Source organism: Kitasatospora sp. NPDC054795 (assembly GCF_053611565.1).
Window position 1 is genome coordinate 19,622 of record NZ_JBSHAP010000086.1, and the last position, 20,617, is coordinate 40,238.

General features: G+C 73.7%; 20 protein-coding genes. 14 read left to right on the forward strand and 6 right to left on the reverse strand.

Annotated elements, in window-relative coordinates; genetic code table 11:
- Positions 1 to 33: 33 nt before the first annotated feature.
- The gene (locus ACWGJO_RS27410; RefSeq protein ID WP_452187726.1) at positions 34 to 1,266 is read left to right on the forward strand and encodes a glycosyltransferase; all 1,233 of its coding nucleotides are present in this window, start codon (positions 34 to 36) and stop codon (positions 1,264 to 1,266) included.
- 56 nt (positions 1,267 to 1,322) lie between these two features.
- On the opposite strand, the gene ACWGJO_RS27415 is transcribed toward ACWGJO_RS27410, so the two are convergent.
- Both ACWGJO_RS27415 and ACWGJO_RS27420 read right to left on the reverse strand, forming a co-directional pair.
- Positions 1,323 to 2,285: a hypothetical protein gene (locus tag ACWGJO_RS27415; protein WP_452187728.1), complete on the reverse strand. Its 963-nt coding sequence runs from the start codon at positions 2,283 to 2,285 to the stop codon at positions 1,323 to 1,325.
- Positions 2,282 to 2,815 carry a SigE family RNA polymerase sigma factor gene (locus ACWGJO_RS27420; protein WP_452187730.1) on the reverse strand — a complete coding sequence of 178 codons (534 nt, stop codon included), beginning with the start codon at positions 2,813 to 2,815 and terminating at the stop codon, positions 2,282 to 2,284. The genes ACWGJO_RS27415 and ACWGJO_RS27420 overlap by 4 nt, the downstream gene beginning before the upstream one ends.
- Before the next feature lie 123 nt (positions 2,816 to 2,938).
- On the opposite strand from ACWGJO_RS27420, the gene ACWGJO_RS27425 reads away from it, so the two are divergent.
- The 10 genes from ACWGJO_RS27425 to ACWGJO_RS27470 all read left to right on the forward strand — a co-directional run bounded on the left by ACWGJO_RS27425 (position 2,939) and on the right by ACWGJO_RS27470 (position 11,981).
- The gene (locus ACWGJO_RS27425) at positions 2,939 to 3,700 is read left to right on the forward strand and encodes an alpha/beta fold hydrolase (RefSeq protein WP_452187732.1); all 762 of its coding nucleotides are present in this window, start codon (positions 2,939 to 2,941) and stop codon (positions 3,698 to 3,700) included.
- Positions 3,701 to 3,871: 171 nt separating this feature from the next.
- Positions 3,872 to 4,612 carry an alpha/beta hydrolase gene (locus ACWGJO_RS27430; protein ID WP_452187734.1) on the forward strand — a complete coding sequence of 247 codons (741 nt, stop codon included), beginning with the start codon at positions 3,872 to 3,874 and terminating at the stop codon, positions 4,610 to 4,612.
- A gap of 282 nt (positions 4,613 to 4,894) precedes the next feature.
- On the forward strand, positions 4,895 to 5,833 hold the full coding sequence (locus ACWGJO_RS27435) for an urea transporter (RefSeq protein ID WP_452187736.1): 939 nt from the start codon (positions 4,895 to 4,897) through the stop codon (positions 5,831 to 5,833).
- A gap of 184 nt (positions 5,834 to 6,017) precedes the next feature.
- On the forward strand, positions 6,018 to 6,323 hold the full coding sequence (locus tag ACWGJO_RS27440; RefSeq protein WP_188298983.1) for an urease subunit gamma: 306 nt from the start codon (positions 6,018 to 6,020) through the stop codon (positions 6,321 to 6,323).
- Positions 6,324 to 6,326: 3 nt separating this feature from the next.
- Complete coding sequence (locus ACWGJO_RS27445) at positions 6,327 to 7,295, forward strand: cobalamin biosynthesis protein CbiX (protein ID WP_452187738.1); 969 nt, start codon at positions 6,327 to 6,329, stop codon at positions 7,293 to 7,295.
- Complete coding sequence (locus ACWGJO_RS27450; RefSeq protein ID WP_452187740.1) at positions 7,285 to 7,722, forward strand: urease subunit beta; 438 nt, start codon at positions 7,285 to 7,287, stop codon at positions 7,720 to 7,722. The genes ACWGJO_RS27445 and ACWGJO_RS27450 overlap by 11 nt, the downstream gene beginning before the upstream one ends.
- Positions 7,722 to 9,446: an urease subunit alpha gene (gene ureC, locus ACWGJO_RS27455; RefSeq protein ID WP_452187742.1), complete on the forward strand. Its 1,725-nt coding sequence runs from the start codon at positions 7,722 to 7,724 to the stop codon at positions 9,444 to 9,446. The genes ACWGJO_RS27450 and ureC overlap by 1 nt, the downstream gene beginning before the upstream one ends.
- 83 nt (positions 9,447 to 9,529) lie before the next feature.
- Positions 9,530 to 10,240 (forward strand): urease accessory protein UreF, encoded by a 711-nt coding sequence (locus tag ACWGJO_RS27460; protein ID WP_452187756.1) that lies wholly within the window; start codon positions 9,530 to 9,532, stop codon positions 10,238 to 10,240.
- A 50-nt stretch (positions 10,241 to 10,290) separates the two neighbouring features.
- On the forward strand, positions 10,291 to 10,911 hold the full coding sequence (gene ureG, locus ACWGJO_RS27465; protein WP_387689683.1) for an urease accessory protein UreG: 621 nt from the start codon (positions 10,291 to 10,293) through the stop codon (positions 10,909 to 10,911).
- A gap of 119 nt (positions 10,912 to 11,030) precedes the next feature.
- Positions 11,031 to 11,981: an urease accessory protein UreD gene (locus tag ACWGJO_RS27470; RefSeq protein ID WP_452187744.1), complete on the forward strand. Its 951-nt coding sequence runs from the start codon at positions 11,031 to 11,033 to the stop codon at positions 11,979 to 11,981.
- Between the two features lie 237 nt (positions 11,982 to 12,218).
- Here the strand turns inward: ACWGJO_RS27470 and ACWGJO_RS27475 are convergent, their stop codons facing one another.
- The gene (locus ACWGJO_RS27475; protein WP_452187758.1) at positions 12,219 to 12,701 is read right to left on the reverse strand and encodes a MarR family winged helix-turn-helix transcriptional regulator; all 483 of its coding nucleotides are present in this window, start codon (positions 12,699 to 12,701) and stop codon (positions 12,219 to 12,221) included.
- Between the two features lie 74 nt (positions 12,702 to 12,775).
- On the opposite strand from ACWGJO_RS27475, the gene ACWGJO_RS27480 reads away from it, so the two are divergent.
- On the forward strand, positions 12,776 to 13,654 hold the full coding sequence (locus ACWGJO_RS27480) for an NmrA/HSCARG family protein (RefSeq protein ID WP_452187746.1): 879 nt from the start codon (positions 12,776 to 12,778) through the stop codon (positions 13,652 to 13,654).
- A gap of 6 nt (positions 13,655 to 13,660) precedes the next feature.
- On the opposite strand, the gene ACWGJO_RS27485 is transcribed toward ACWGJO_RS27480, so the two are convergent.
- The 3 genes from ACWGJO_RS27485 to ACWGJO_RS27495 are packed head-to-tail and all read right to left on the reverse strand — an operon-like array spanning position 13,661 to position 18,449.
- Entirely contained in the window at positions 13,661 to 16,615 is a 2,955-nt protein-coding gene (locus ACWGJO_RS27485; protein ID WP_452187748.1) for a HEAT repeat domain-containing protein, read from the reverse strand.
- A 5-nt stretch (positions 16,616 to 16,620) separates the two neighbouring features.
- On the reverse strand, positions 16,621 to 17,052 hold the full coding sequence (locus ACWGJO_RS27490) for a protein-tyrosine phosphatase family protein (protein ID WP_387689673.1): 432 nt from the start codon (positions 17,050 to 17,052) through the stop codon (positions 16,621 to 16,623).
- Between the two features lie 26 nt (positions 17,053 to 17,078).
- Positions 17,079 to 18,449 (reverse strand): helix-turn-helix domain-containing protein, encoded by a 1,371-nt coding sequence (locus ACWGJO_RS27495; RefSeq protein ID WP_452187750.1) that lies wholly within the window; start codon positions 18,447 to 18,449, stop codon positions 17,079 to 17,081.
- A 236-nt stretch (positions 18,450 to 18,685) separates the two neighbouring features.
- On the opposite strand from ACWGJO_RS27495, the gene ACWGJO_RS27500 reads away from it, so the two are divergent.
- Positions 18,686 to 19,618, forward strand: coding sequence for an NADP-dependent oxidoreductase (locus ACWGJO_RS27500; protein WP_452187752.1), 933 nt, complete (start codon positions 18,686 to 18,688; stop codon positions 19,616 to 19,618).
- A gap of 229 nt (positions 19,619 to 19,847) precedes the next feature.
- On the forward strand, positions 19,848 to 20,579 hold the full coding sequence (locus ACWGJO_RS27505; protein ID WP_380537783.1) for an MIP family channel protein: 732 nt from the start codon (positions 19,848 to 19,850) through the stop codon (positions 20,577 to 20,579).
- Positions 20,580 to 20,617: the final 38 nt, after the last annotated feature.

Here is a 20,617-nt window from a genome sequence, read left to right on the forward strand (position 1 = left end):
AGGACGCAACCCGAGGGAACGGGGAGTCACGACGTGCGAGTGGTGTTGTCGACGTACGGGTCGCGCGGGGACGTCGAGCCGATGGCCGCGCTGGCGCTGCGGCTGCGGGAACTGGGCGCCGAGGCGCGGGTGTGCGCGCCGCCGGACGAGGAGTTCGCGGCCCGGCTGGCCGAGGCCGGGGTCGAACTGGTGCCGGTCGGGCAGTCGGTGCGTTCGCTGGTCAGCGGGCCGCCCCCGGCGCCCTCGGAACTCCCCGAGCGCGCGGCCCGGTTGGTCGAGCAGTTCCACGCTGCGGTGCTCGGGGCGGCCGAGCCGGGCGGTGCGGTCGTGGCCACCGGTCTGTTCCCGGCGGTGGCCGGAGCCCAGGCGGCGGCCGAGCGACTGGGCGCCCGCTTCACCTGCGTCGCCCTCCAGCCGACCATGCTGCCCTCCCCGCACCACCGGCCGTTCGAGTACCCGATGCTGCCGTACCCGCCGGAGGTGACCGACCCCCGGGAGCTGTGGGAGCTCAACATCGGGACGATGAACGCGCTGTTCGGCGCGGCGGTCAACACCCACCGGGCGGCCGTCGGACTGCCCGTGGCCGACAACGTCCGGGACCACGTCCTCACTGCCCGGCCGTGGCTGGCCACCGACCCGCTGCTCGACCCGTGGCCTGGCCCGGCCACGGGCGGGGGCGCGGCCGGCTCGGTCCGGCCCGAGGCGGTGCAGACCGGCGCGTGGATCCTGCCGGACGAACGCCCGCTTCCCGCCGACCTGTCGGCCTTCCTGGCGGCCGGCGAGCCGCCGGTGTACGTCGGCTTCGGCAGCATGCCGCTGCGCGACCCGGTGGACGCGGCCCGGGTCGCCGTCGAGGCGGTCCGGGCGCAGGGCCGGCGGGTGCTGCTCGGCCGCGGCTGGGCCCGACTGGCGGAGGCGGACGGGGCCGAGGACTGCTTCGCGGTCGGCGAGGTCAACCAGCAGGCGCTGTTCCCGAAGGTCGCGGCCGTCGTCCACCACGGCGGCGCGGGGACCACCACCACGGCTGCCCGGGCGGGCGTGCCGCAGGTGCTGGTCCCGCAGATCGTGGACCAGCCCTACTGGGCCTCGCGGGTGGCGGAGCTGGGCATCGGCGCCGCCCACGACGGCCCGACCCCGACCACCGGATCCCTCACCGCGGCCCTCCGCCTCGCCCTCGCCCCCGTCACCCGTGAGCGCGTCGCCGCCGTCGCCGCCGGCATCCGCACGGACGGCGCGACCGTGGCCGCGAAGCTGCTGCTCGGCTGAGGGGTGGGCGAGGAGTGGGAAGTCGGCCCGGCCGACTTCCCACTCCCGCCGCCGTCTCAGGAGGCAGGCTCCGTCAGGTACCGGGCTCCGGCGTCCGGGAGCGTGTTGCCGTCCTTGTCGAAGAACTGCCAGGACTTCGCCCGCATCGTCCCCGGGCGGGCCACCACCATCGCGCGGATCGGGGAGTCGGCCACGGTGACGAACGCCGGCTCGGTGGTGCTGCCGTCCGCCCAGGTCACCACCACCCGGCCGACGTCCGGGCCGAGGGAGAGCAGCACCACGTCGAGCGGGGCCACGGTGTCGCCCTTGCCCCGGTGGCCGACCAGGCCGCCGCCGAAAGCGGTCCGGCTGCGCGGGTCGACCCTGCCCGGGGCCGCCTGGGTGCCCTCGGAGTCGTGGGACTGACGCACCCCGTCCACCGTGAAGTAGACGTTGGTGACGTCGGAGTCCGGCTGCCAGTACTGCCGGACGTACTCCGGCGTCGGCTCGGGGACGGCCGGGTCGTACCGGCTGCGTTCCTCCCACACCGCCGTCGCCTGCTCGAACGCCCGCCACTGCGGAGCCTGCGGCCACAGCGCCTCCCACAGCTGCCACTGCTTTCCGTCCGGGGTCAGGCCCTGGCCCAGCAGCACCCGGACCGGGGCGAGCGGGTCCCGAAAGGCCGGGGCGGTCCCGTCCAGCGGGATGGGGTAGCCCTCATCGGGAGTGCGCTCCGGCGTGGGGCCGGGCGTCGGGGAGAGCGCGCCGCCGACGCCCGCGGCACCGATCCCGTGGGCGGGTGCCCCGCCCGGGCGCAGCTGCGTCAGCGCACCTCCGGTCAGGGCAACCACCGAGGCCAGCACCGCCGCGCCGACCACCGTACGGCGGCGGTGCCGCAGCCGGCGGCCGCCCGCCACGATGTCCGCCACCGGCGCCGGGCCGATGCTCGCGCCGGCCGCCGCCTCGGCGAGGCCGAAGCCCACCCACAGGTCCTCGCCGTCGTTCGCGCCCGTACCCACCCCGTCCGGCTCCCGGTTCATGCCGCTCCTCCGATCCGTGTCGTGTCCTTGAGTTCCACCAGCGCCGTGACCTGCCGCAGCCGTGCGATGCCCTTCGCCGCGTGGCTGCGCACCGCACCCGCCGAGCAGCCCATGGCCGCCGCCGTCTGGCTGTCGCTCAGGTCCTCCCAGTGCCGCAGCACCACCGCCTCGCGCTGGCGCGGCGGCAAGGTGGCGAGCGCGGCCAGCAGGGCCCCGCGCTGGTCGGAGCGGGCGAAGCCGCCCTCCGCCCCCGCCGTGTCCGGCACCGCGTCCACCAGCAGCTCCGGCGCCCGGCGGCGCCAGCGCCGGGCGTGCTGGTTGACCAGGATCCGCCGCACATAGGCGTACGGATCGTCGGCCCGGCGCACCTTCGCCCAGGCCGCGCAGGCCTTCTCGGCGGCGGACTGCACCAGGTCCTCGGCCGCGTACTGCTCGCCGGCCAGCAGGTACGCCGTCCGTACCAGGCGCGGCCAGGCCGCGACGATGAACGCCTGGAACCCGTCGTCCCGATCGCTCTTCGCTTCTCCCATGAGCACCTCCGATCACCTCCTTCACCCGTCCAGAGCCCCGGGGAGGCCGGAAGCGCTTACCGGGTGGGCGCGGCGGCTTCAAACTGCTTGGGGAACGGCGGCAAGGGCACTACCATCCGCCGGATGATCATTTCTCATGACGTAGCAGGCAGTGGGCCCGCCGTGGTGCTGCTGCACTCCTCGGTGTGCGACCGGCGGATGTGGGACGCGCAGTGGCAGCCGCTGATCGACGCCGGGTACCGGGTGGTCCGCTGCGACTTCCGCGGCTTCGGCGACACGCCGCTCGCGGACGGCCCGTACAGCGACACCGGGGACGTCCTGGCCCTGCTCGACCATCTGGGCATCGAGGCCGCCGCCCTGGTCGGCGCCTCCCACGGCGGCCGGATCGCCCTGACGGCGGCCGCGCTGCGCCCCGAGGCGGTCACCAGGCTGGCCCTGCTCTGCGCGGGCATCCCCGGGCACCGGCCCAGCGACACCCTGCGCGCCTTCGGCGGCCGGGAGGACGAGCTGATCGAGGCCGGGGACATCGACGCGGCCGTCGAGCTGAACGTCGAGTCCTGGCTCGGCCCGGAGGCCGACGAGCAGACGCGCGCGCACGTCCGCCGGATGCAGCGTCACGCCTTCGACGTCCAGATGGAGGCGACGTTCGGCCCCGACCGCGAGGACGTCGACCTCGGCCGGATCACCGCCCCCACCCTGGCCGTGGCCGGCGCCCACGACTTCCAGGACTTCCGCGACATCGCCGCCACCCTCCCCACCCTCCTCCCCGACGCCCGCCACCAGGAACTCCCCTGGGCCGGACACCTCCCCAGCCTGGAGCGCCCGGCCGAAACCACCGCCCTCCTCCTCGCCTTCCTCGGCGAGTCCGCCCCGGCCGCGCGGTAGCGCTCACGGGCACCGGAATCCCGGTGCGGCGAGCCAGCCCGGAGCGGAACGTCGGCCCGCCCGGCCTCCGGTGCCCTCCGGTGCCGCCGCGGAGCCGCCGGTGGCGGTCCGCTCCGGCGGCTCCGCGGAAAAGCCGGGACTCGAACGTGTGTCGGGAGCCATGATGACGGAGTGCACTTCACCTCGGAATCCAGCGCTGACGGCGTGACGCAGCGCCGCTTCACCCTCGACGGCGTGCCCGGGGTGCTCTGGCAGCCGGACGGACCGCCCCTCGGCGGGCGGCCGCTGCTACTGCTGGGGCACGGCGGCGGGCAGCACAAGCTGGTGCCGGGGCTGGTGGACCGGGCCCGCCGGTGCGTGCGGGAGCTCGGGTGCGCGGCGGTGGCGCTGGACGCGCCGGGGCACGGGGAGCGGCCGCACAGCGCGCAGGACGAGCGGTTCGCCACCGAGATCGGGGAGTTGATTGCGGCGGGGCGCCCGATCAGCGCGTGGGTGGCGCGGCACACGGCGGCGCTCGCCGAGCGGGCGGTGCCGGAGCGGGTGGCCGTGCTGGACGCCCTGGGCGGGCGGGCGGAGGGTCTCGGGCCGGTGGGGTACTGGGGGCTGTCGCTGGGGAGCGCGATCGGCATCCCGCTGGCGGCGGCCGAACCGCGGGTCGCCGTCGCGGTGTTCGGGCTGACGGGGCACCCGTCGCAGACGGAGGCGGCGGAGCGGGTCGGGGTGCCGGTGGAGTTCCTCCTCCAGTGGGACGACGAACTGGTCCTGGGCGAGGGGGCGCTGGCCCTGTTCGGCGCGCTGGGTTCGCGGGAGAAGACGCTGCACGCCAACCCCGGGGGCCATTTGGAGCTGCCGGAGATCCAACTGGTGTCCTGCGAACGGTTCCTGGCTCGGCATCTGGGCCAGGTGGAGTGAGTGCGGACCCCGGCGGCGCCGATGCCAACCGTCGGTAAAACTTCGCAAAGGATTTCTCCCTGCAACGAACGCGACCCGCACTGACTTCAACAGATTGTTGCAGCTCAGTGGCCCGATGGTCACCCTTCGTGGATTTGGCATAACAGTCCGTGCCCCCTGGACTTCGCAAACTGTAGGAGTACGGTTCCGGAGGAATCGCCGGGGCCGACTTTCAGGCAGGCCGGCCGTACCGGAAAATTGGTGCGCAGCATGAATGGGCAACAGGGTGGGGGGAGCGCCTCGGTGGCGACTCGTCCGATATCCGGCAGGTGGTTCGCGGAAGTGCTGCGCGGCGTCGCGCAGGTCGATTTCATGCCGTCCGTCGTCTGCGGACTCTTCTTCGTGGCCGCACTGTTCGCCGCCGACTGGCGGTACGGCCTCTACGGGCTGCTGGGCAGTGCCGTCTCCACCGCCGTCGCGTACGGGCTCGGGCTCGACCGGGAGGCCGTCGGGGCGGGGCTGCACGGGTACAACGGGTGCCTGGTGGCGCTGGGTTGCGCCGTCTTCCTGGGCGCCGGGCACCCCGCGACGGTCGCGGTGGCGGTCCTCGGGGCCGCCGTCGCCGTGGTGGTCACGGCGGGACTCGGGGCGCTGCTCGCCACCTGGCGGCTGCCCGCGCTGACCGCGCCGTTCTGCCTGGTCGCGACCGCCGTCACGGCGGCCGCCCCCGGCCTGCGGCGGCTGTGGCACGGGGCGGGAGCGCCCGCCGCCCTGCCCGTTCCGGCGGAGGGGCCGACCGGGCTGAGCTGGGACCAGCTCTGGCACGGGTTCTTCGCGAACATCGGTCAGATCTTCCTCGTGCCGCAGTGGTACGCCGGCCTGCTGTTCCTGGCCGGGCTGTTCGCGGCGAGCCGGCTCGCGGGCCTGATGGCCTGTGCGGGAAGCGCCACCGGGCTGCTCGCGGCCTGGGCGTTCGGCGCCCCCGGCGAGGCCGTCGGGCAGGGCCTGCTCGGGTACAGCGGGGTGCTGGTCGCCCTCGCGCTGTGCGGGGTGTTCCTGGCGCCAGACGCCTGGAGTGCGGCCTACGCCCTGCTCGGTGCGGCCGGCGCGACGGTGCTGACCCCGGCGCTCGGCGCGGTCTCCGCGCCCTTCGGCGGCCATGCCTTCACCTGGCCGTTCGTGCTGACCACGATGCTGTTCCTGGCGGCCGTGCCGGCCGTCCCGCGCCTGCGCCGGGTCTGATTCCGCGCCCGACGCCCCTGCGATCCCCTCGCTTTCCCCACTTTCCCCACTTTCCCCGCCGCTCTCGTTCCCTTGTTTCCCCTCGCTTCTCTCGCTTCTTTTCGCTTTTTGAACTCTCGGCAGGTCGATTGCCGCGAGCGCTCCCTGCCATTCATCGGATTCCCGGAAAGGAAGAGTGATACCCGTGAATCTCTCGCCGCGTGAGATGGACAAGCTGTACATCTACGTCGTCGCCGACCTGGCCCGCAAACGCCGAGACCGCGGCGTCAAACTGAACTACAGCGAGGCCTGCGCGCTGATCAGCGAGGCGATCATGGAGGGCGCCCGGGACGGCCGGACCGTCGCCGAGTGCATGGAGATCGGCAAGCAGGTCGTCGGCGGCGAGGACGTCATGCCCGGCGTGCGCGAGATGCTCCCGCTGCTCCAGGTCGAGGCGGCCTTCCTGGACGGGACCAAGCTGGTCTCCTGCCACGACCCGGTGGGTGCCTGAGCGATGACCCGGATTCAGGCCGCCACCGTGGTGCTGGCCGGTGGGCACGAGAGCGACGGCGGACGGGACCTCGCCGCCCTGGTGGTCGGCGGGTCCACCGGGCCGGCCGCCGACCGGCACCCGACCACGGTGCCTTCCACCATCCGGCCTCCGACCGCCGGGCGTGCCACCGTGCACGCGGTCGCCCCCACGGGCCGTCCGCTCACCGAGGCCGTACGGTCGGCGCTCGCCGCGGCGGGCGACGGACCGGTGTGCGTCGTGCCGATGACGCTCGGCCGCGACCCCGCACTGGTCGCCGACACCGCCCGGGCGCTGCGCTGGCTGGCCGGCGGGGAAGGCCGCGGACGGCTCGCGCTGACCGCCCCCTTCGCCGCCGCCGACCACCTGATCGGCTGGCTGCGCGCCGCCGCCGGCGCCGCCCCCGACGGCGCGGTGCTGGTCACCGCGCCGGCCGCCGGCCCGTTCGAGGACGCCGAACTGTTCCGGATCGCCCGCCTCACCCGCCAGTACGGCCGGCACCGGTGGGTCGAGGTCGCCCTCGACGGCGGCGACCCCGACCCGGCCGAGGGCGCCGCACGCTGCCGCCTGCTCGGCGCCCGCGAGGTGACGGCCGTTCCGGCCTCCTTCGGGCCGGCCCTGCGCACCCCGCTGCCCGGCGTACGGGACGGCGGTCCGCTGCTGCGGCCGTCCGCCGTCGCCGGGGTGGTCGCGGCCCGGACGGCGGCGGCGCTGCACCTGCTCGGGCACGGGGAGGACGGCATCCTGGCCGGCCTCGACGCCGAGCACGGGCACGGCTACGCGCACAGCCACGGGCCGGACGCGCACAGCCACGGGCCGGACGAGCAGAGCCATCAGCACCATCACCAGCACCAGTACCACCAGCACCATTCGTACGACCGCCCCGGCCGCACCCGGGGACCCGCACACACCCCCACTGACCCGGCAGAAAGGAAGGCCGACCATGTCCGGTAGCGCCGCATACCTGTACGGCGAGGACCCGGTGGAGATCAACGCCGGCCGCGCCAAGGCCACCGTCACGGTCAGCAACACCGGCGACCGGGCGATCCAGGTGGGCTCCCACTACCACTTCTTCGAGGCCAACCGCGCCCTCGACTTCGACCGCAACGCCGCCTTCGGCAAGCACCTGGACATCCCGGCCGGCACCGCCGTCCGGTTCGAGCCGGGAGACACCAAGGACGTCACGCTCGCCGAGTTCGGCGGCCACCGCCGCCTGGTCGGCTTCGCCAACCTCGTGGACGGCGGCATCACCGCCCCCGCCACCCGCACCCGCGCCGTCGACCGGGCCATCGCCCTCGGCTTCAAGGGCACCAACCTCGACCACAAGGAAGACCGGCCCCGGGACTTCCGCACGGAGACCCACCAGGAAGGCGACCGCTGATGGCCATCCTCTCCCGCAGGCAGTACACCGACCTCTTCGGCCCCACCGTCGGAGACCGCTTCCACCTCGCCGACACCAACCTCCTGGTCGAGGTCGAGCAGGACTTCAACCAGGGCCACTACGGCGACGAGGCCGTCTACGGCGGCGGCAAGGGCATCCGCGACGGGATGGCCCAGGACCCGGCCGCGACCTCGCTCCAGGGGGCGCTCGACCTGGTCATCACCAACGTGGTCGTCATGGACGCGGTGCTCGGCGTGGTCAAGGGCGACATCGGCGTCAAGGACGGCCTGATCGTCGCCGTCGGCAAGGCCGGCAACCCGCACACCCAGAGCGGCGTGCACCCGCGGCTGGTGATCGGCCCCGGAACCGAGGTGATCTCCGGCGAGCACCTGATCGCCACCGCCGGCGGCATCGACACCCACATCCACTTCATCGCCCCGCAGCAGGTGCAGGAGGCGCTGAGCAACGGCATCACCACCCTGATCGGCGGCGGCACCGGCCCGTCCGACGGCACCAACGGCACCACCTGCACCCCCGGCCCGTGGAACATCCACCGGATGTACCAGGCGGTCGAGGACCTGCCCGTCAACGTCGGCCTGCTCGGCAAGGGCAACGGCTCGCTGCCCGGAGCCCTGCGAGAGCAGGTCGAGGCGGGGGTGTGCGGCCTCAAGGTGCACGAGGACTGGGGCAGCACCCCGGCCGCGATCGACAGCGCGCTGAGCGTCGCCGACGAGTACGACGTGCAGGTGGCCATCCACACCGACACCCTCAACGAGTCCGGCTACTTCGAGGACACCCTGTCCGCGATCGACGGCCGCACCATCCACACCTTCCACACCGAGGGCGCGGGCGGCGGCCACGCCCCCGACATCATGCGGATCGCCGGCGAGCCCAACGTGCTGCCGTCCTCCACCAACCCCACGCTGCCCTACACCGTCAACTCCGTGGACGAGCTGCTGGACATGGTGATGGTCTGCCACCACCTCAGCCACAGCATCCCCGAGGACGTCTCCTTCGCCGACTCCCGGGTCCGCGCCGAGACCATCGCCGCCGAGACCGTGCTGCACGACGAGGGCGTCATCTCGATCTTCTCCTCCGACTCGCAGGCGATGGGCCGGATCGGCGAGTCCTTCACCCGCGCCTTCCAGACCGCCCACCACTGCAAGGACCAGCGCGGCAAGCTGGCCGGCGACAGCGAGCGCAACGACAACGCCCGCGTGCTGCGCTACCTCGCCAAGCTCACCATCAACCCGGCCGTCGCCTCCGGCACCGCCGACCACATCGGCTCGTTGGAGCCCGGCAAGCTCGCCGACATCGTGCTCTGGCCGATCAACTCCTTCGCCGCCAAGCCGAAGATGGTCATCAAGGGCGGCGTGATCAACTGGGCGCTGATGGGCGACCCGAACGCCTCGCTGCCCACCCCGCAGCCGGTCTACTACCGCCCGATGTTCGGCCAGTACGGTCGGGCCAGGCAGGCCACCCGGGTGTCCTTCATGTCGCAGGCCGCCGTCGACCTCGGGGTTCCGGCCCGGCTCGGGCTGGAGAGCCGGGTGCTGCCGGTCCGGCGGTGCCGTTCGGTCGGCAAGCAGCACATGGTGCGCAACGACGCGCTGCCGAAGATCGCGGTCGACCCGGAGACGTACAAGGTCACCCTGGACGGCGAGCCCGCCACCATCGAGCCGGCCCGCGAACTGCCGCTCAACCACCTGTTCTACCTCGCGTGAGCGGGACCGGTGTCGCCGACGCCGGTGACGTCGGTGACGTCGGTGACAGCGCCGACGTCGGTGGTGCTGTCGGTGTCGCCGCCATCGCCGACGCCGGTGTGTCGGGGCACGGCCTGGACGCGCTGCTGGTCTGCCTCCAGCTGACCGACTCGGCCTTCCCCAGCGGTTTCTACACCCTGTCGCACGGGTTGGAGGGCTACGCCCAGGCCAAGGCCGTCACCCCGGACACCCTGCCCGCGCTGCTCGCCGACCTGCTGCGGCATGGCGTCGGACCGTCCGACGCCACGGCGCTGGTCCTGGCCCACCGGGCGGCCGCGGCAGGCGACTGGGAGCTGCTCGCCGAGATCGACCAGCGGCTGCACGCCACCCGGCTCAACCGTGAACTGCGCCTGGCCGCCACCCGGACCGGACGCCAACTCCTTGACATCGCCCGGGAGTCGGTGGGCGGCGAGGCGCTGGAGCGGTACGCCGAACTGGTCGCGCGGAAGCGGGCTCCCGGCTGCCAGGCGGTGGCGGCCGGGGTGGCGTACGCCTCGGCCGGCGTTCCGGTCGAACAGGCCGTCACCAGCGACCTGTTCGCGTTCTGCACCAGCTTCGTCGGCGCGGCGCTCCGGCTGCGGCTGACCGACCACCGCAAGGCGCAGGTGGTGCTGCGGGCGGCCTCCCCGGTGATCCGGGAGGTCGTCTCCGCCGCGCTGGCGAGGGACTTGGCCGACCTCGGCGGCTGCGTGCCGGTCGCGGACGCGATGTCCGGGCGGCACGAACGGGCGGAGGCCCGGCTGTTCATGAGCTGACCACTCGATGCGTACGTGTGCCACCAGAACTACCAATCCAAGGAGGAGAGTTGACCGAGAACGTGCTCCGCGTGGGCATCGGCGGGCCGGTGGGCTCCGGCAAGACGGCGCTGATCGAGGCGCTCGTCCCGGTGCTGATCGCCCGCGGCCACCGCCCGGCGGTCATCACCAACGACATCTACACCCAGGAGGACGCCCAGCACGTGCGGCGCACCCTGGCCGGGCTGCTGGACCCGGAGCGGGTGGTCGGCGTGGAGACCGGCGCCTGCCCGCACACGGCCGTCCGGGACGACCCGACGATGAACCTCGCGGCCGGCGCCGAGATGCTGGAGCGCTTCCCGGACGTCGACACCCTGCTGTTCGAGTCCGGCGGCGACAACCTCACCCTGACCTTCAGCCCGGTGCTGGTGGACCTCTTCCTCTTCGTCCTCGACACCGCCGAGGGCGAGAAGATGCCCCGCAAGCGCGGCCCCGGCATCACCGAGTCGGACCTGCTGGTCATCAACAAGATCGACATCGCCCAGTACGTCCGCGCCGACCTCGGGGTGATGGAGTCCGACGCCCACCGGGTGCGCGAGGGCGGGCCGGTGGTGCTCACCAACTGCCTGACGGGGGAGGGGCTGGAGGAGATCGCGGCCTTCCTGGAGACCTTCCGCAAGGTCCCGGCGTGACAGTCGCGTCGGCTGCCCGGGCCGTTCAGGGCGTTCAGGACGTTCAGGCCGTTCAGGACGTCCGGGCCGGTGCGGCCGCGTCGTCCGTTGTGCCCGGTGCGGACGCTCCGGCTCCGGGGGTGCCCCGGCTCGACCCCCGGCACTACGAGCCGGCCCGTGTCCCGTACGAGGTCCGGCGCCACGCCGGGACGCCCGACACCCTCGCGGTCGGGCGTCCCGGCAAGGTCGGGCTGCTGGAACTGGCCTTCGAGCGGATCGGCGGGCGCACCGAACTCACCGGCCACTACCAGAAGTCGCCGTTGCAGATCATGCGCCCGCTGTACTTCGACCCGGCCCGTCCCGACCTCGCCGTCACCTTCCTGATGTCCACCGGCGGCGGCATCCTCCAGGCCGACCGGCTCCGCACCGACCTGCGCTGCGGCGCCGACACGGCGGTTCACCTGACCACCCAGGCGGCCACCAAGGTCTACCGGATGGAGTACGACTACGCGACGCAGCTGGTCAACCTGGCGGCGGGCCCGCGGGCCTACGTCGAGTACCTGCCCGAGCCGGTGATCCCCTTCGTCGACTCGCGCCTCTACCAGCGGACCGTCCTCACCGTCGACCCCGAGGCGACGGTGCTGGCCGGCGAGACGGTGCTGGCCGGCCGGCTCGCCCGGGGCGAGCGCAACGCCTACCGGGTGTTCGCGTCCGACCTCGAAGTGCGGCGTCCGGACGGCGAGTTGGTGGCGCTGGACACCGTACGGCTGGAGCCCTCAACGGCCGGGGGCGGCGGGGTCACCGGGCCGGCGGTGCTGGCCGGGCACGACGTGATGTCCAGCCTGTACGTCCTCAGCCCGCTCGCCCCGGCGGGCCGGATCGCGGACGTCCTGCACGAGGCCGTGGCCGACTGCGGCCGGGGCCGCGCCGAGTTGCTGTACGGGGTCAGCGTGCTGCCGCAGGACAGCGGCGCCTGGCTGCGGCTGCTCGGCTCCGACACCCGGGCCGTCGCGGCCGCCCTGCGCGCGGCCTGGGACGCGGTGCGGCAACTGCTGATCGGGGTGCCGGCGCCGCAGCTGCGGAAGACGTAGTATCGGCCGCCGTTCCGGCGTGGCGTGATCTTCTTCCGGTTCCGGGGCAACCCCGGGGCGGGGTGCGGAGTCCTGTCAGGCGTGAACGAGCATGCGAGACAGGACGCCCGTCCACCGCGCCGGCCGCGCCGACGTTCTCGCACTCGGTTCCCTGCCGCCGCTGGCGTTGTCCTGACCCGGCCGGGGACCTGGCCGGGGGCCCGTCCGGGCCCGTCCGGGGGATTCACCCGGGTGGGCTCAGGGCCTGTTCGGGCCGTCCGGATCCATGGCCGCGAGCCGGGCGACCTGCCGGTGGCTCAGCTCGACCGTGCGGTTCATGTGCCGTAGCAGGAAGTCGAGTTCGACCTCGGTGTCCTCGGCGAAGGCGGCCACCCAGTCGGTGGACAGCTCGCGCCACACCGCCCCGTAGCGCTCCAGCGCCTCGGGGCGGACCGCGACCAGTACCCGCCGCCGGTCCGCCTCGTCGCGCTGCCGGGTGACCAGCCCGGCCTTCTCCAGTCGGTCGACCAGCCGGGTGGCCGAGCCGCTGGTGAGCCCGGTGAGCTCGGCGATCCGGCCGGTGGTGACCGGCCCGTCCTCCAGGGTGAGCAGGTTGAGGCACTGGACGTCGGTCGGGTGCATGCCCAGGTGGTCGGCGACGGCCTGGTTGAACAGCACGTACGAGGCCAGGTAGCGGCGCGAGACCGGCCACAGTCGGGCCATCAGCTCGTCGCGGGACATCGTCATGGGGGAAGAGTAACCGGCCGCCCGGTAATTGTTTGCGTCGTGCAGAGATGGCGCCCTATGTTGTCTGCATGACGCAGATAATCGAGCCTTCGTCTCCCGTCGCCGTCACCGGAGCCACCGGAGCCCAGGGCGGCGCCACCGCCCGCGCCCTGCTGCACGCCGGCCGCCCCGTCCGCGCCCTCACCCGCGAGCCCGGCTCGCCCGCCGCCGCCGAACTCGCCGCCCTCGGCGCCGACGTGGTCCGCGCCGACTTCGACGACCCGGCCTCGCTCGCCGCGGCACTCGACGGCGCCGGCGCGCTGTTCGCGATGTCCACCCCGTTCGGCACCGACCCCGACGCCGAAGTCCGCCAGGCCACCGCCCTCCTGGACGCCGCCCGGGCCGTCGGAAGCGTCCGGCACGTCGTCTACACCTCCGCCACCAACGCCGACCGCTCCACCGGCATCCCGCACTTCGCCAGCAAGTACCGGGTCGAGCGGCACCTGGCCGGCCTCGGCCTGCCGTGGACCGTCCTCGGCCCGGCCGCCTTCATGGACAACTACGCCAACGACTGGAGCCTCCGGTCCCTCCGCGACGGCGTCTTCCACCTCCCCATGCCGCCCGGCCTCCCGCTCCCCGTGATCGCCGCCGACACCATCGGCGCCTTTGCCGCTTACGTCCTCGCCCGCCCCGAGGCCTACGCGGGCCGCCGCATCGACATCGCCTCCCAGTGGCGCACCGGCGAGCAGATCGCCGCCGCGATCACTGCGGCGAGCGGCCGGCCGATCCGCTGCGAGGAGGTGCCGCTCCCGGTCGTGGCGGGGTACTCCGAGGACCTCGCCACGATGTTCCGCTACTTCCAGGAGCCCGGGCTCGACATCGACACCGGAGCCCTGCACGCCGAGCACCCCGAGATCGACTGGCAGCCGCTGGAGACGTGGGCGGCGGCCCGCACCTGGGACCTCTGAGGGGATTCAGATGCCGGAGGTGAGGTGCGCGACCGCCCCGAGCCCGGCCTCGGCGGCATCGCGGACCTCGGGGTCGGGGTCGTTGGCCAGAGCGTGTTGGAGCGCCGCCGTGGTCTCCGGGTTGTCGGGCCACTGCCAGGCGAGCATGGTCAGCGCCCGGCCGCGCACCTCAGGGCTGGGATCGTCGGCCGCCCTGCGCCGGATGACGTCCTGCGCGGATCCGGGGATGAGCACCGCGTAGCAACTGAGTGCCGTGCCGCGAACCGTGTGAGCGGGATCCTTCTCGATGCGGTCCAGGAGCAGGAGAGCCGTCTCGTCCCGTGAGCCCCGGTATTCGGACAGCACTTCCAGTGCCGATCCCCGCGCCCGTCCAGGTTCTGCATCGACGGCCGCGCGGGTGAGCGACGAGACGATCCCGGGGTCGTCGGGGTCCTCGGCGGCGAGGTTCGACAGAGCGCGAACGCGAACGACGGCGTCAGGATCGTGACCGGCACGCTCGCGCAGCAGCATCAGGACGGCCGGGGCCTTGGCCCACCGGGTCGCCAGCTCGTGAACCGCCGCGTAGCGGATGCGGCTGTCCGAGTCATTGACGGCACGGTCGAGCAACGTGGCGAAGACCTCGGGGTGCGAGGGCCACACCCGCGCGAGTCGCTGGAGGGCGGTCGCACGGAGGATCACCGACTCGTGCGCGACGGCGTTCAGCATCGGGGTGTGGTCGTCGGGGTCGGCCGACAGGCGCGTCAACAGCGTATTGAGCGCCTGGACGACTTCCAGTGTCCGGTCGTTGTCGGCATCGGGCCCGACGACGGCCGGAAGGGGAACCCGCGGATGATCGGGCCAGCGCTCCGCCAGTTCGGCCAGCGCGGCGGCGCCCGCCCGGTCGTGGCCGGATCGGGCGGCGAGGTCGCACAAGGCGGCCACGATCCCCGGATGGGCGCTCCAGCGCCGGGCCAGGCCGGCCACGGCGAACTCCCTGATGGCCGGGGACCCGAACGTGGCGAGGGCCCGCGTGGTCCGGAAGTCGGTGTGGAGGGTCGTGGCCGCGATCGTCGCCGTCCCGGCTCCGGCGAGGAACTGTCCTCGGAGGTGGAACCACCGGAGGTAGTGATCGCGCCCGGTCCAACCTGGCACGGAACACAGCGCGGAGAGCGCGGTCATCAGCTGATCGCTGTGGAGGACGGCGTAGTCGTAGTACGTGACGAGGGCGCTGATGAGACGGTCGACGGCCCGGTCGCTCTGGGCGTGCAGCAGTCCGATCTTCCGAACCTCGGCCAGGGAGCGGAAGGCCAGGACCAGTGACGGCTCCTCCCCCCGGTCCAGCAGTCGGTCGACCACCCTCCCCGCATCCGTCTCGCTCAACTGGTTGACCACCAGCAGCAGCACCTCGTGCCACGCCGGGTCGTCCGTCCTCCGCTCGAAGACCTCCTCGATCAGCTCCTCCGGCGACCACTCCCGTCCCACCGTGTAGCGGTGGACGATGTCCGCCGCCGCGAGGTACTCCAGGAACGCCCGGTGGACGAATCCGTAGACCTCGCCGCCGTACCGGGCCAGGATGAAGTTGCGCTCCCGCAGCTGGTCCCGCAGCGCGCGGGCGGCGGCGAGGCACTGATGGGGCGGGAGGCCGAACTGGGTGAAGTAGTCGCGGAACACCTCCTCCAGCTCCTCCGCGTGGATGTGGTTTCCGGCAATGCCCCCCGTTCCCTCCTGCATGCGGTGGGCGAGCAGCCGGAGCAGTTCCAGGCGTTCGCGGTCGTCGAGGAGGCCGAGGGCCTCGGCGGCACCGGGCTTCAGGGGGATGCTGAGGTGCTTGGTGTCGCGGTCCCAGTGGGCGACCAGGACCCGTACCGCGTGCTCGTAGACGCCCTGGCGGTCGCGGGGCAGGGTCTGGCGCCGGCCGATGATGGTCAGGATGGTCAACAGCAAGGGGTTGCCCGCGAGTTCCCGGATGGGGCGGGACGCCTCGACGGCGCTGGTGATGCGGTCGAACAGTCGACCGGCCAGCTCGGCATCCGCCGGGCAGGCGATGGCGTACCAGCGGCGGGCGAAGTGGGCGATCCGTTCCGGATCGAGGTCCTGGAGCATGAAGTGGGTGAACCCGGCGCCGCCGAGGGCGCTGCGCTGGTAGCCGATGACGCGCGAGGTGACAATCACGCGCGCCTGGTCGTAGCGGGCGGCGAAGGCGGCGATGCGTTCGGCGGTGGCGGCGCGCACACCCGGGTCGAAGAGCTCGTCCAGGCCGTCGAAGACGACCACGACCCCTCCCTCGGTGAGGAGTTGGTGCAGCTCGGGGCCGGGGAGGGACATTCCGGCGACAGTGTGGCGGTGGTCGAGGAAGTCCTCGAAGGTGCGCTCGCGCCACTGCCCCTCGGCGTACTGGCGCAGCTCGACCACCAGTGGCACCAGGCCGCCCAGCGGGGCGAGCGGACCGTCTACGTCCTGCGCCAGTGTGAGGGCCAGGTACCGGGCGAGCGTGGACTTCCCCGACCCCGGGTCGCCGAGCAGGACCACCCTTTCGCCGCGCGGCCCGGCGAGGACGGAGAGCACGTCCTCCGTCGGCCGGTCCAGATACTCGTTGCGCAGCCGTTCGAGGGCGGATTGCCCGAGGTCGCCCGGCAGTTCCTCCGCCGCGAACTCGCCACTGGTGAGCAGTCGGTGGACCAGCTCGCGTGGCAGCTCCACCGGTGGCGGGTTCTCCCGCACCTGCGGGGTGACGAACACCTCCCGCAGCTCGACCGCCGGGTGCTCGCCCTGCTCGGAGAGCGGGGTGAGCACCTCCAGGTCGAGCCGCCCGTACGTCTCCCGCACCCGCCGGGCGTACGCGGCGCGGGCGGCGGCCATGGACCCGGCGGTGACCTCGGGCTCAACGGCCTTGGTCAGGTTGACCGTTCCGGCCTGGATCACGTCACCGTTGACCGTTCCGGTGACCTCGTTGGCCACCGAAATCCCTGGATCGCTACCCACCCAGCCTAGGCTAGCCGCTCCACGAACTTGCGCTGCCACGGCGTTTCGACGGCGTGCCGGCTGTAGTGCTCCCGCACGTACGGCACGGCCTCGGCGGCCGGGACGCCGTCCAGGACGGCGATGCAGGCGAGGGCGGTGCCCGTGCGTCCTCGCCCGCCGGCGCAGGCGAGTTCGACGCGTTCGGTGGCGGCGCGCTCCCAGGCCTCGCGGAAGGCGTCGGCGGCGTCCGCGCGGTCGGCGGGGAGGCGGAAGTCGGGCCAGCGCACCCAGCGGCTCGGCCAGTCGACGTGCGGCGGGCGGCCCAACAGGTAGAGGCCGAAGTCCGGTCGGGGGCCGGGTGGCAGGGGGCGGCTGAGGCCGCGGCCGCGCAGGAGGCGGCCGGAGGGCAGGCGCAGGATGCCGGGGACGGCCGGGTCCCAGGTGGTGGGGTCGGTCACGAGGGTCTTCTTTCGGGGGAGGGTGTTCAGGACGCCGCGTGCAGCCCGACCGGCCCGCGCGGCAGTCCGGCGCGGTGGGCCAGGGCGGCGGCCTCGCCGCGCGAGGACACGTCGAGCTTGGCGAGGATGTTGGCGACGTGGAACTTCACCGTCGACTCGCTGATCCGCAGCGTCGCCGCGATGTCCCGGTTGCGGCGGCCGCGCGCCAGCTGGTCGAGGACCTCCCGTTCGCGCGGCTGGAGGCCGTCCAGCGGATCGGTGACGACGGCGGGTTCGGGCAGGGCCAGCGGGAGGTCGACGGTCACCGTGGTGCCCCAGCCGGGGACCGCCTCGACGCCGTGGTGTCCGCCGAGGGCGGTGATGCGGTCGGCGGTGCGGTGGACGGTGAGGGCGTCGGCGGTCAGTGCGCCGAGGCCGTCGCCGCGCACCACGGCGCGCAGCAGGCCGTCGGCCGTGAGCTGCCAGCTGACGTGCAGCCGGGTCGGCTTCTCCTGTTCCAGCATCAGCAGCACGGCCACCCGGACGGCGTCGCGGGCGGTGTGCGCGGCGTCCGCCGGGATGGAGCGGCCGGCCTCCGCCGGGGGCGCGGCGTCGAGGTGGACCCGGGTGTGGCGCAGCAGTGGGCGCAGTTCGCGCACCAGCCGGGCGAAGGCGGCGTCGGCGGGCTGCTCGCTGAGCGTGCGGTCGAGTTCGGCGCCCTGGCGCAGGTCGAGCAGGGCGGTGACGGCCAGCTCGGTGGCGGTGCGGCGGGCCGTGGCGTCGTCCAGGCCGGGCGCGCGCAGCGGCGCCAGGATCGCGGTGAGCGCGGCGCTGTGGGTGCCGGTGAACTCGGCGATGGCGCGGGCCCGGGCGTTGGCGGAGGCGCGGGAGGCGGCCGTCTGGGTGGGGGCGGCGTCGGTGGCGCGGTGGTCGGAGTGGGCGACCACCAGATCCCACAGCTGTTGCAGGACGGCGAGTGCCCCGGGTGCGACGGGCCCGGTGCCCGCCCGGACGAGGACCAGCGCGGCGCCGCTGTCGTCGGCCGGCGTGGTGGCCACGACCACCACCGGCCGGGTCCGTCCGGCGAGTTCGGCCTCGCCCTGCCAGGGCCGGCCGGCCGAGGTGGTCGCGGCCGCGCGTTCGGCCAGCCGGGACAGGTCCCGCGTGCTGAGGGCCGCGGTGAGCTCGGGCGGGCCGTAGCCGTGCGTGGGGTTGAACGTGCAGACGCCGCTGAGCTGCGCGAGCGCGGTGTGCGGGACGAGGGTGCCGAGCACCTCGGACAGGCGGGGGAGGATGTCCGGCCGGGGAGCGCGCAGCACCTCGACGGCCCGGGCCAGCGCGTCCTCGGGGCGGCCCCAGTGCCGCCGCCAGGGCTCGTCCGCTCCGGCGGTGTCCGCCGCGCCGTTCATGTCGTCCATGCGGTCCAGCCTAGTTCGGGTGCCGCCGTCGCGGCCTGGCCGTTCGGACAGGTCGAACCGTCCGAAGGGCCGGGCGGACCCGCGCCGTCCCGGGCACAGGATGGAAGTCGTCGGAAGCGACCGGCTCCACCGACCGGCTCCGCCGACCAGCTCCGCCGACGACTCCGTGGGCAACTCCACCGATTGGCTCCGTCGGCGAACCCGTCGGCAACTCCACTGAAACCTGAGGACCTTCCATGACCAAGGCGATCGCCTTCTCCGAGTTCGGCGGCACGGACGTGCTGCGCCCGATCGACATCGAGCTGCCCGCGCCCGGGCCCGGCCAGGTGCGGGTCGCGGTCCGCGCCGTGGGCGTCAACCCGGTGGACCGCAGGCTGCGCACCGGCGAGCTGGCCGCGCTCTTCCCGGTCGTCTTCCCCTACGTGCCGGGTGTCGAGGTGTCCGGCGTGGTCGAGGCCGTCGGCGCCGGGGCGAGCGGCTTCGCTCCCGGCGACGAGGTGTTCGGCAGCATGATGGGCGGCGCGTACGCGGAGCACGCGCTGGTGGACGCGGCGGTGCTGGCCCACAAGCCCGCCGGGCTGGGCTGGGAGGAGGCCGCCGCGCTCCCGACGGCGGCCGAGACCTCCGAGCGGGTCCTCGACCTGTTGGGCGTGCGGTCGGGGGAGACTCTGCTGGTGCACGGCGCGGCCGGCGGGGTCGGCACCGTGCTGCTCCAGTTCGCCCGGGCGCGCGGGATCACCGTGGTCGGCACCGCGAGCGAGGCGAACCACGACCACCTGCGCGAGCTCGGCGCGATCCCGGTGGCGTACGGCGAGGGCCTGGCCGAGCGGGTGCGGGCCGCCGCGCCGGGCGGGGTGGACCGGGCGCTGGACGCGGCCGGGCGGGGCGGGGTGCTGCCGTTGTCGATCGAGCTGACGGGCAGCGCGGACCGGGTGCTGACGATCGCCGATTTCGTGGGGGCGCAGGAGCACGGCGTCCGGTTCAACGGCGGCGTCGAGGGCGTGGAGTCCCACCACCGGCGCGCGTTCGCGGCCGCGCTCGCCCTGCACGAGGCGGGCACCCTGCGACTGCCGCTGCACCGGGTGTTCCCGCTGGCGGAGGCGGCCGAGGCGCAGCGGGTCAGCGAGGCCGGGCACCTGCGCGGAAAGATCGTGCTGACGGTCCGGTAGCCGTTCATCGCCCGTCCTGTACCTGTCTGCCCGTTTTACCTCCGTTTTGCATTGGGCTCGCCATTTTCGTACGGTTTCATCCGTTCGGAGTAATTCGGCAGGCGGACGCGCCGTGAACACGGCGCTGAGCCGTCCGGCCGACATGCGGTCCCCCGAACGGTCGACCAGGGTTGGCCGGACGTGGGCGGCACCGGGACCGCCTGCCCTGACGGTCAGGAGGACCAGGCGCATGGGCGGAACGGACAGGCGGGCGGTGATCGGCGAGTTCGTCGGGACCCTGCTGCTGGTGTTGCTGGCGGTGGGTGCGGCGGTGCTCGCGGGGGAGGCGATCGGCCCGGTGGGCATCGCGTTCGCGTTCGGCTTCGTGCTGCTGGCGCTCGCGTACGCGCTCGGCCCGATCTCCGGCTGCCACGTCAACCCGGCGGTGACGCTCGGTTTCCTGCTGGCGCGCCGGATCGACGGCCGCACGGCGGTGTCGTACTGGGTGGCGCAGGTGCTCGGCGGCATCGCGGGCGCGGCGCTCGTCCTGCTGCTGGCGAAGCAGATACCGGGGCTGGAGACCCACGGCAAGCTCGGCACCAACGGCTGGGGCGACCGCTCCCAGGTGCACATCAACGCCGGCGGCGCGTTCCTGACCGAGGTCGTCCTCACCTTCCTGCTGGTCTACGTCGTCCTGGCGGTCACCCACCGGCTGGCCGCGGTCGGCTTCGACGGGCTGCCGATCGGCGTCGCGCTGGTGGTCGTCCACCTGGTCGGCATCCCGCTCACCGGTACCTCGGTCAACCCGGCGCGCAGCCTCGGCCCGGCGCTGTTCGCGGGCGGCGGGGCGCTGTCGCAGCTGTGGCTGTTCCTGCTCGCCCCGCTGGTCGGCGGCGCGCTGGCGGCGGGCGTGCACCTGCTGACCCACCCGCAGCCCAACCTCCCGGTGGCGCAGGCCCTGGCCACCGACGCGCGGGTGTAGCTCCCGCAGTCGAGCCGGCGCGGCGGCCGGGACCGTAC

Bases quoted from the DNA above. Each gene is read 5' to 3' on its own strand.
- ACWGJO_RS27495 (WP_452187750.1), bottom strand. From the start codon at position 18,449: ATGGACGACATGAACGGCGCGGCGGACACCGCCGGAGCGGACGAGCCC.
- ACWGJO_RS27450 (WP_452187740.1), top strand. From the start codon at position 7,285: ATGTCCGGTAGCGCCGCATACCTGTACGGCGAGGACCCGGTGGAGATC.
- ACWGJO_RS27475 (WP_452187758.1), bottom strand. From the start codon at position 12,701: ATGTCCCGCGACGAGCTGATGGCCCGACTGTGGCCGGTCTCGCGCCGC.
- ACWGJO_RS27500 (WP_452187752.1), top strand. From the start codon at position 18,686: ATGACCAAGGCGATCGCCTTCTCCGAGTTCGGCGGCACGGACGTGCTG.
- ureC (WP_452187742.1), top strand. From the start codon at position 7,722: ATGGCCATCCTCTCCCGCAGGCAGTACACCGACCTCTTCGGCCCCACC.
- ACWGJO_RS27420 (WP_452187730.1), bottom strand. From the start codon at position 2,815: ATGGGAGAAGCGAAGAGCGATCGGGACGACGGGTTCCAGGCGTTCATC.
- ACWGJO_RS27480 (WP_452187746.1), top strand. From the start codon at position 12,776: ATGACGCAGATAATCGAGCCTTCGTCTCCCGTCGCCGTCACCGGAGCC.
- ACWGJO_RS27415 (WP_452187728.1), bottom strand. From the start codon at position 2,285: ATGAACCGGGAGCCGGACGGGGTGGGTACGGGCGCGAACGACGGCGAG.
- ACWGJO_RS27505 (WP_380537783.1), top strand. From the start codon at position 19,848: ATGGGCGGAACGGACAGGCGGGCGGTGATCGGCGAGTTCGTCGGGACC.
- ACWGJO_RS27425 (WP_452187732.1), top strand. From the start codon at position 2,939: ATGATCATTTCTCATGACGTAGCAGGCAGTGGGCCCGCCGTGGTGCTG.
- ACWGJO_RS27445 (WP_452187738.1), top strand. From the start codon at position 6,327: ATGACCCGGATTCAGGCCGCCACCGTGGTGCTGGCCGGTGGGCACGAG.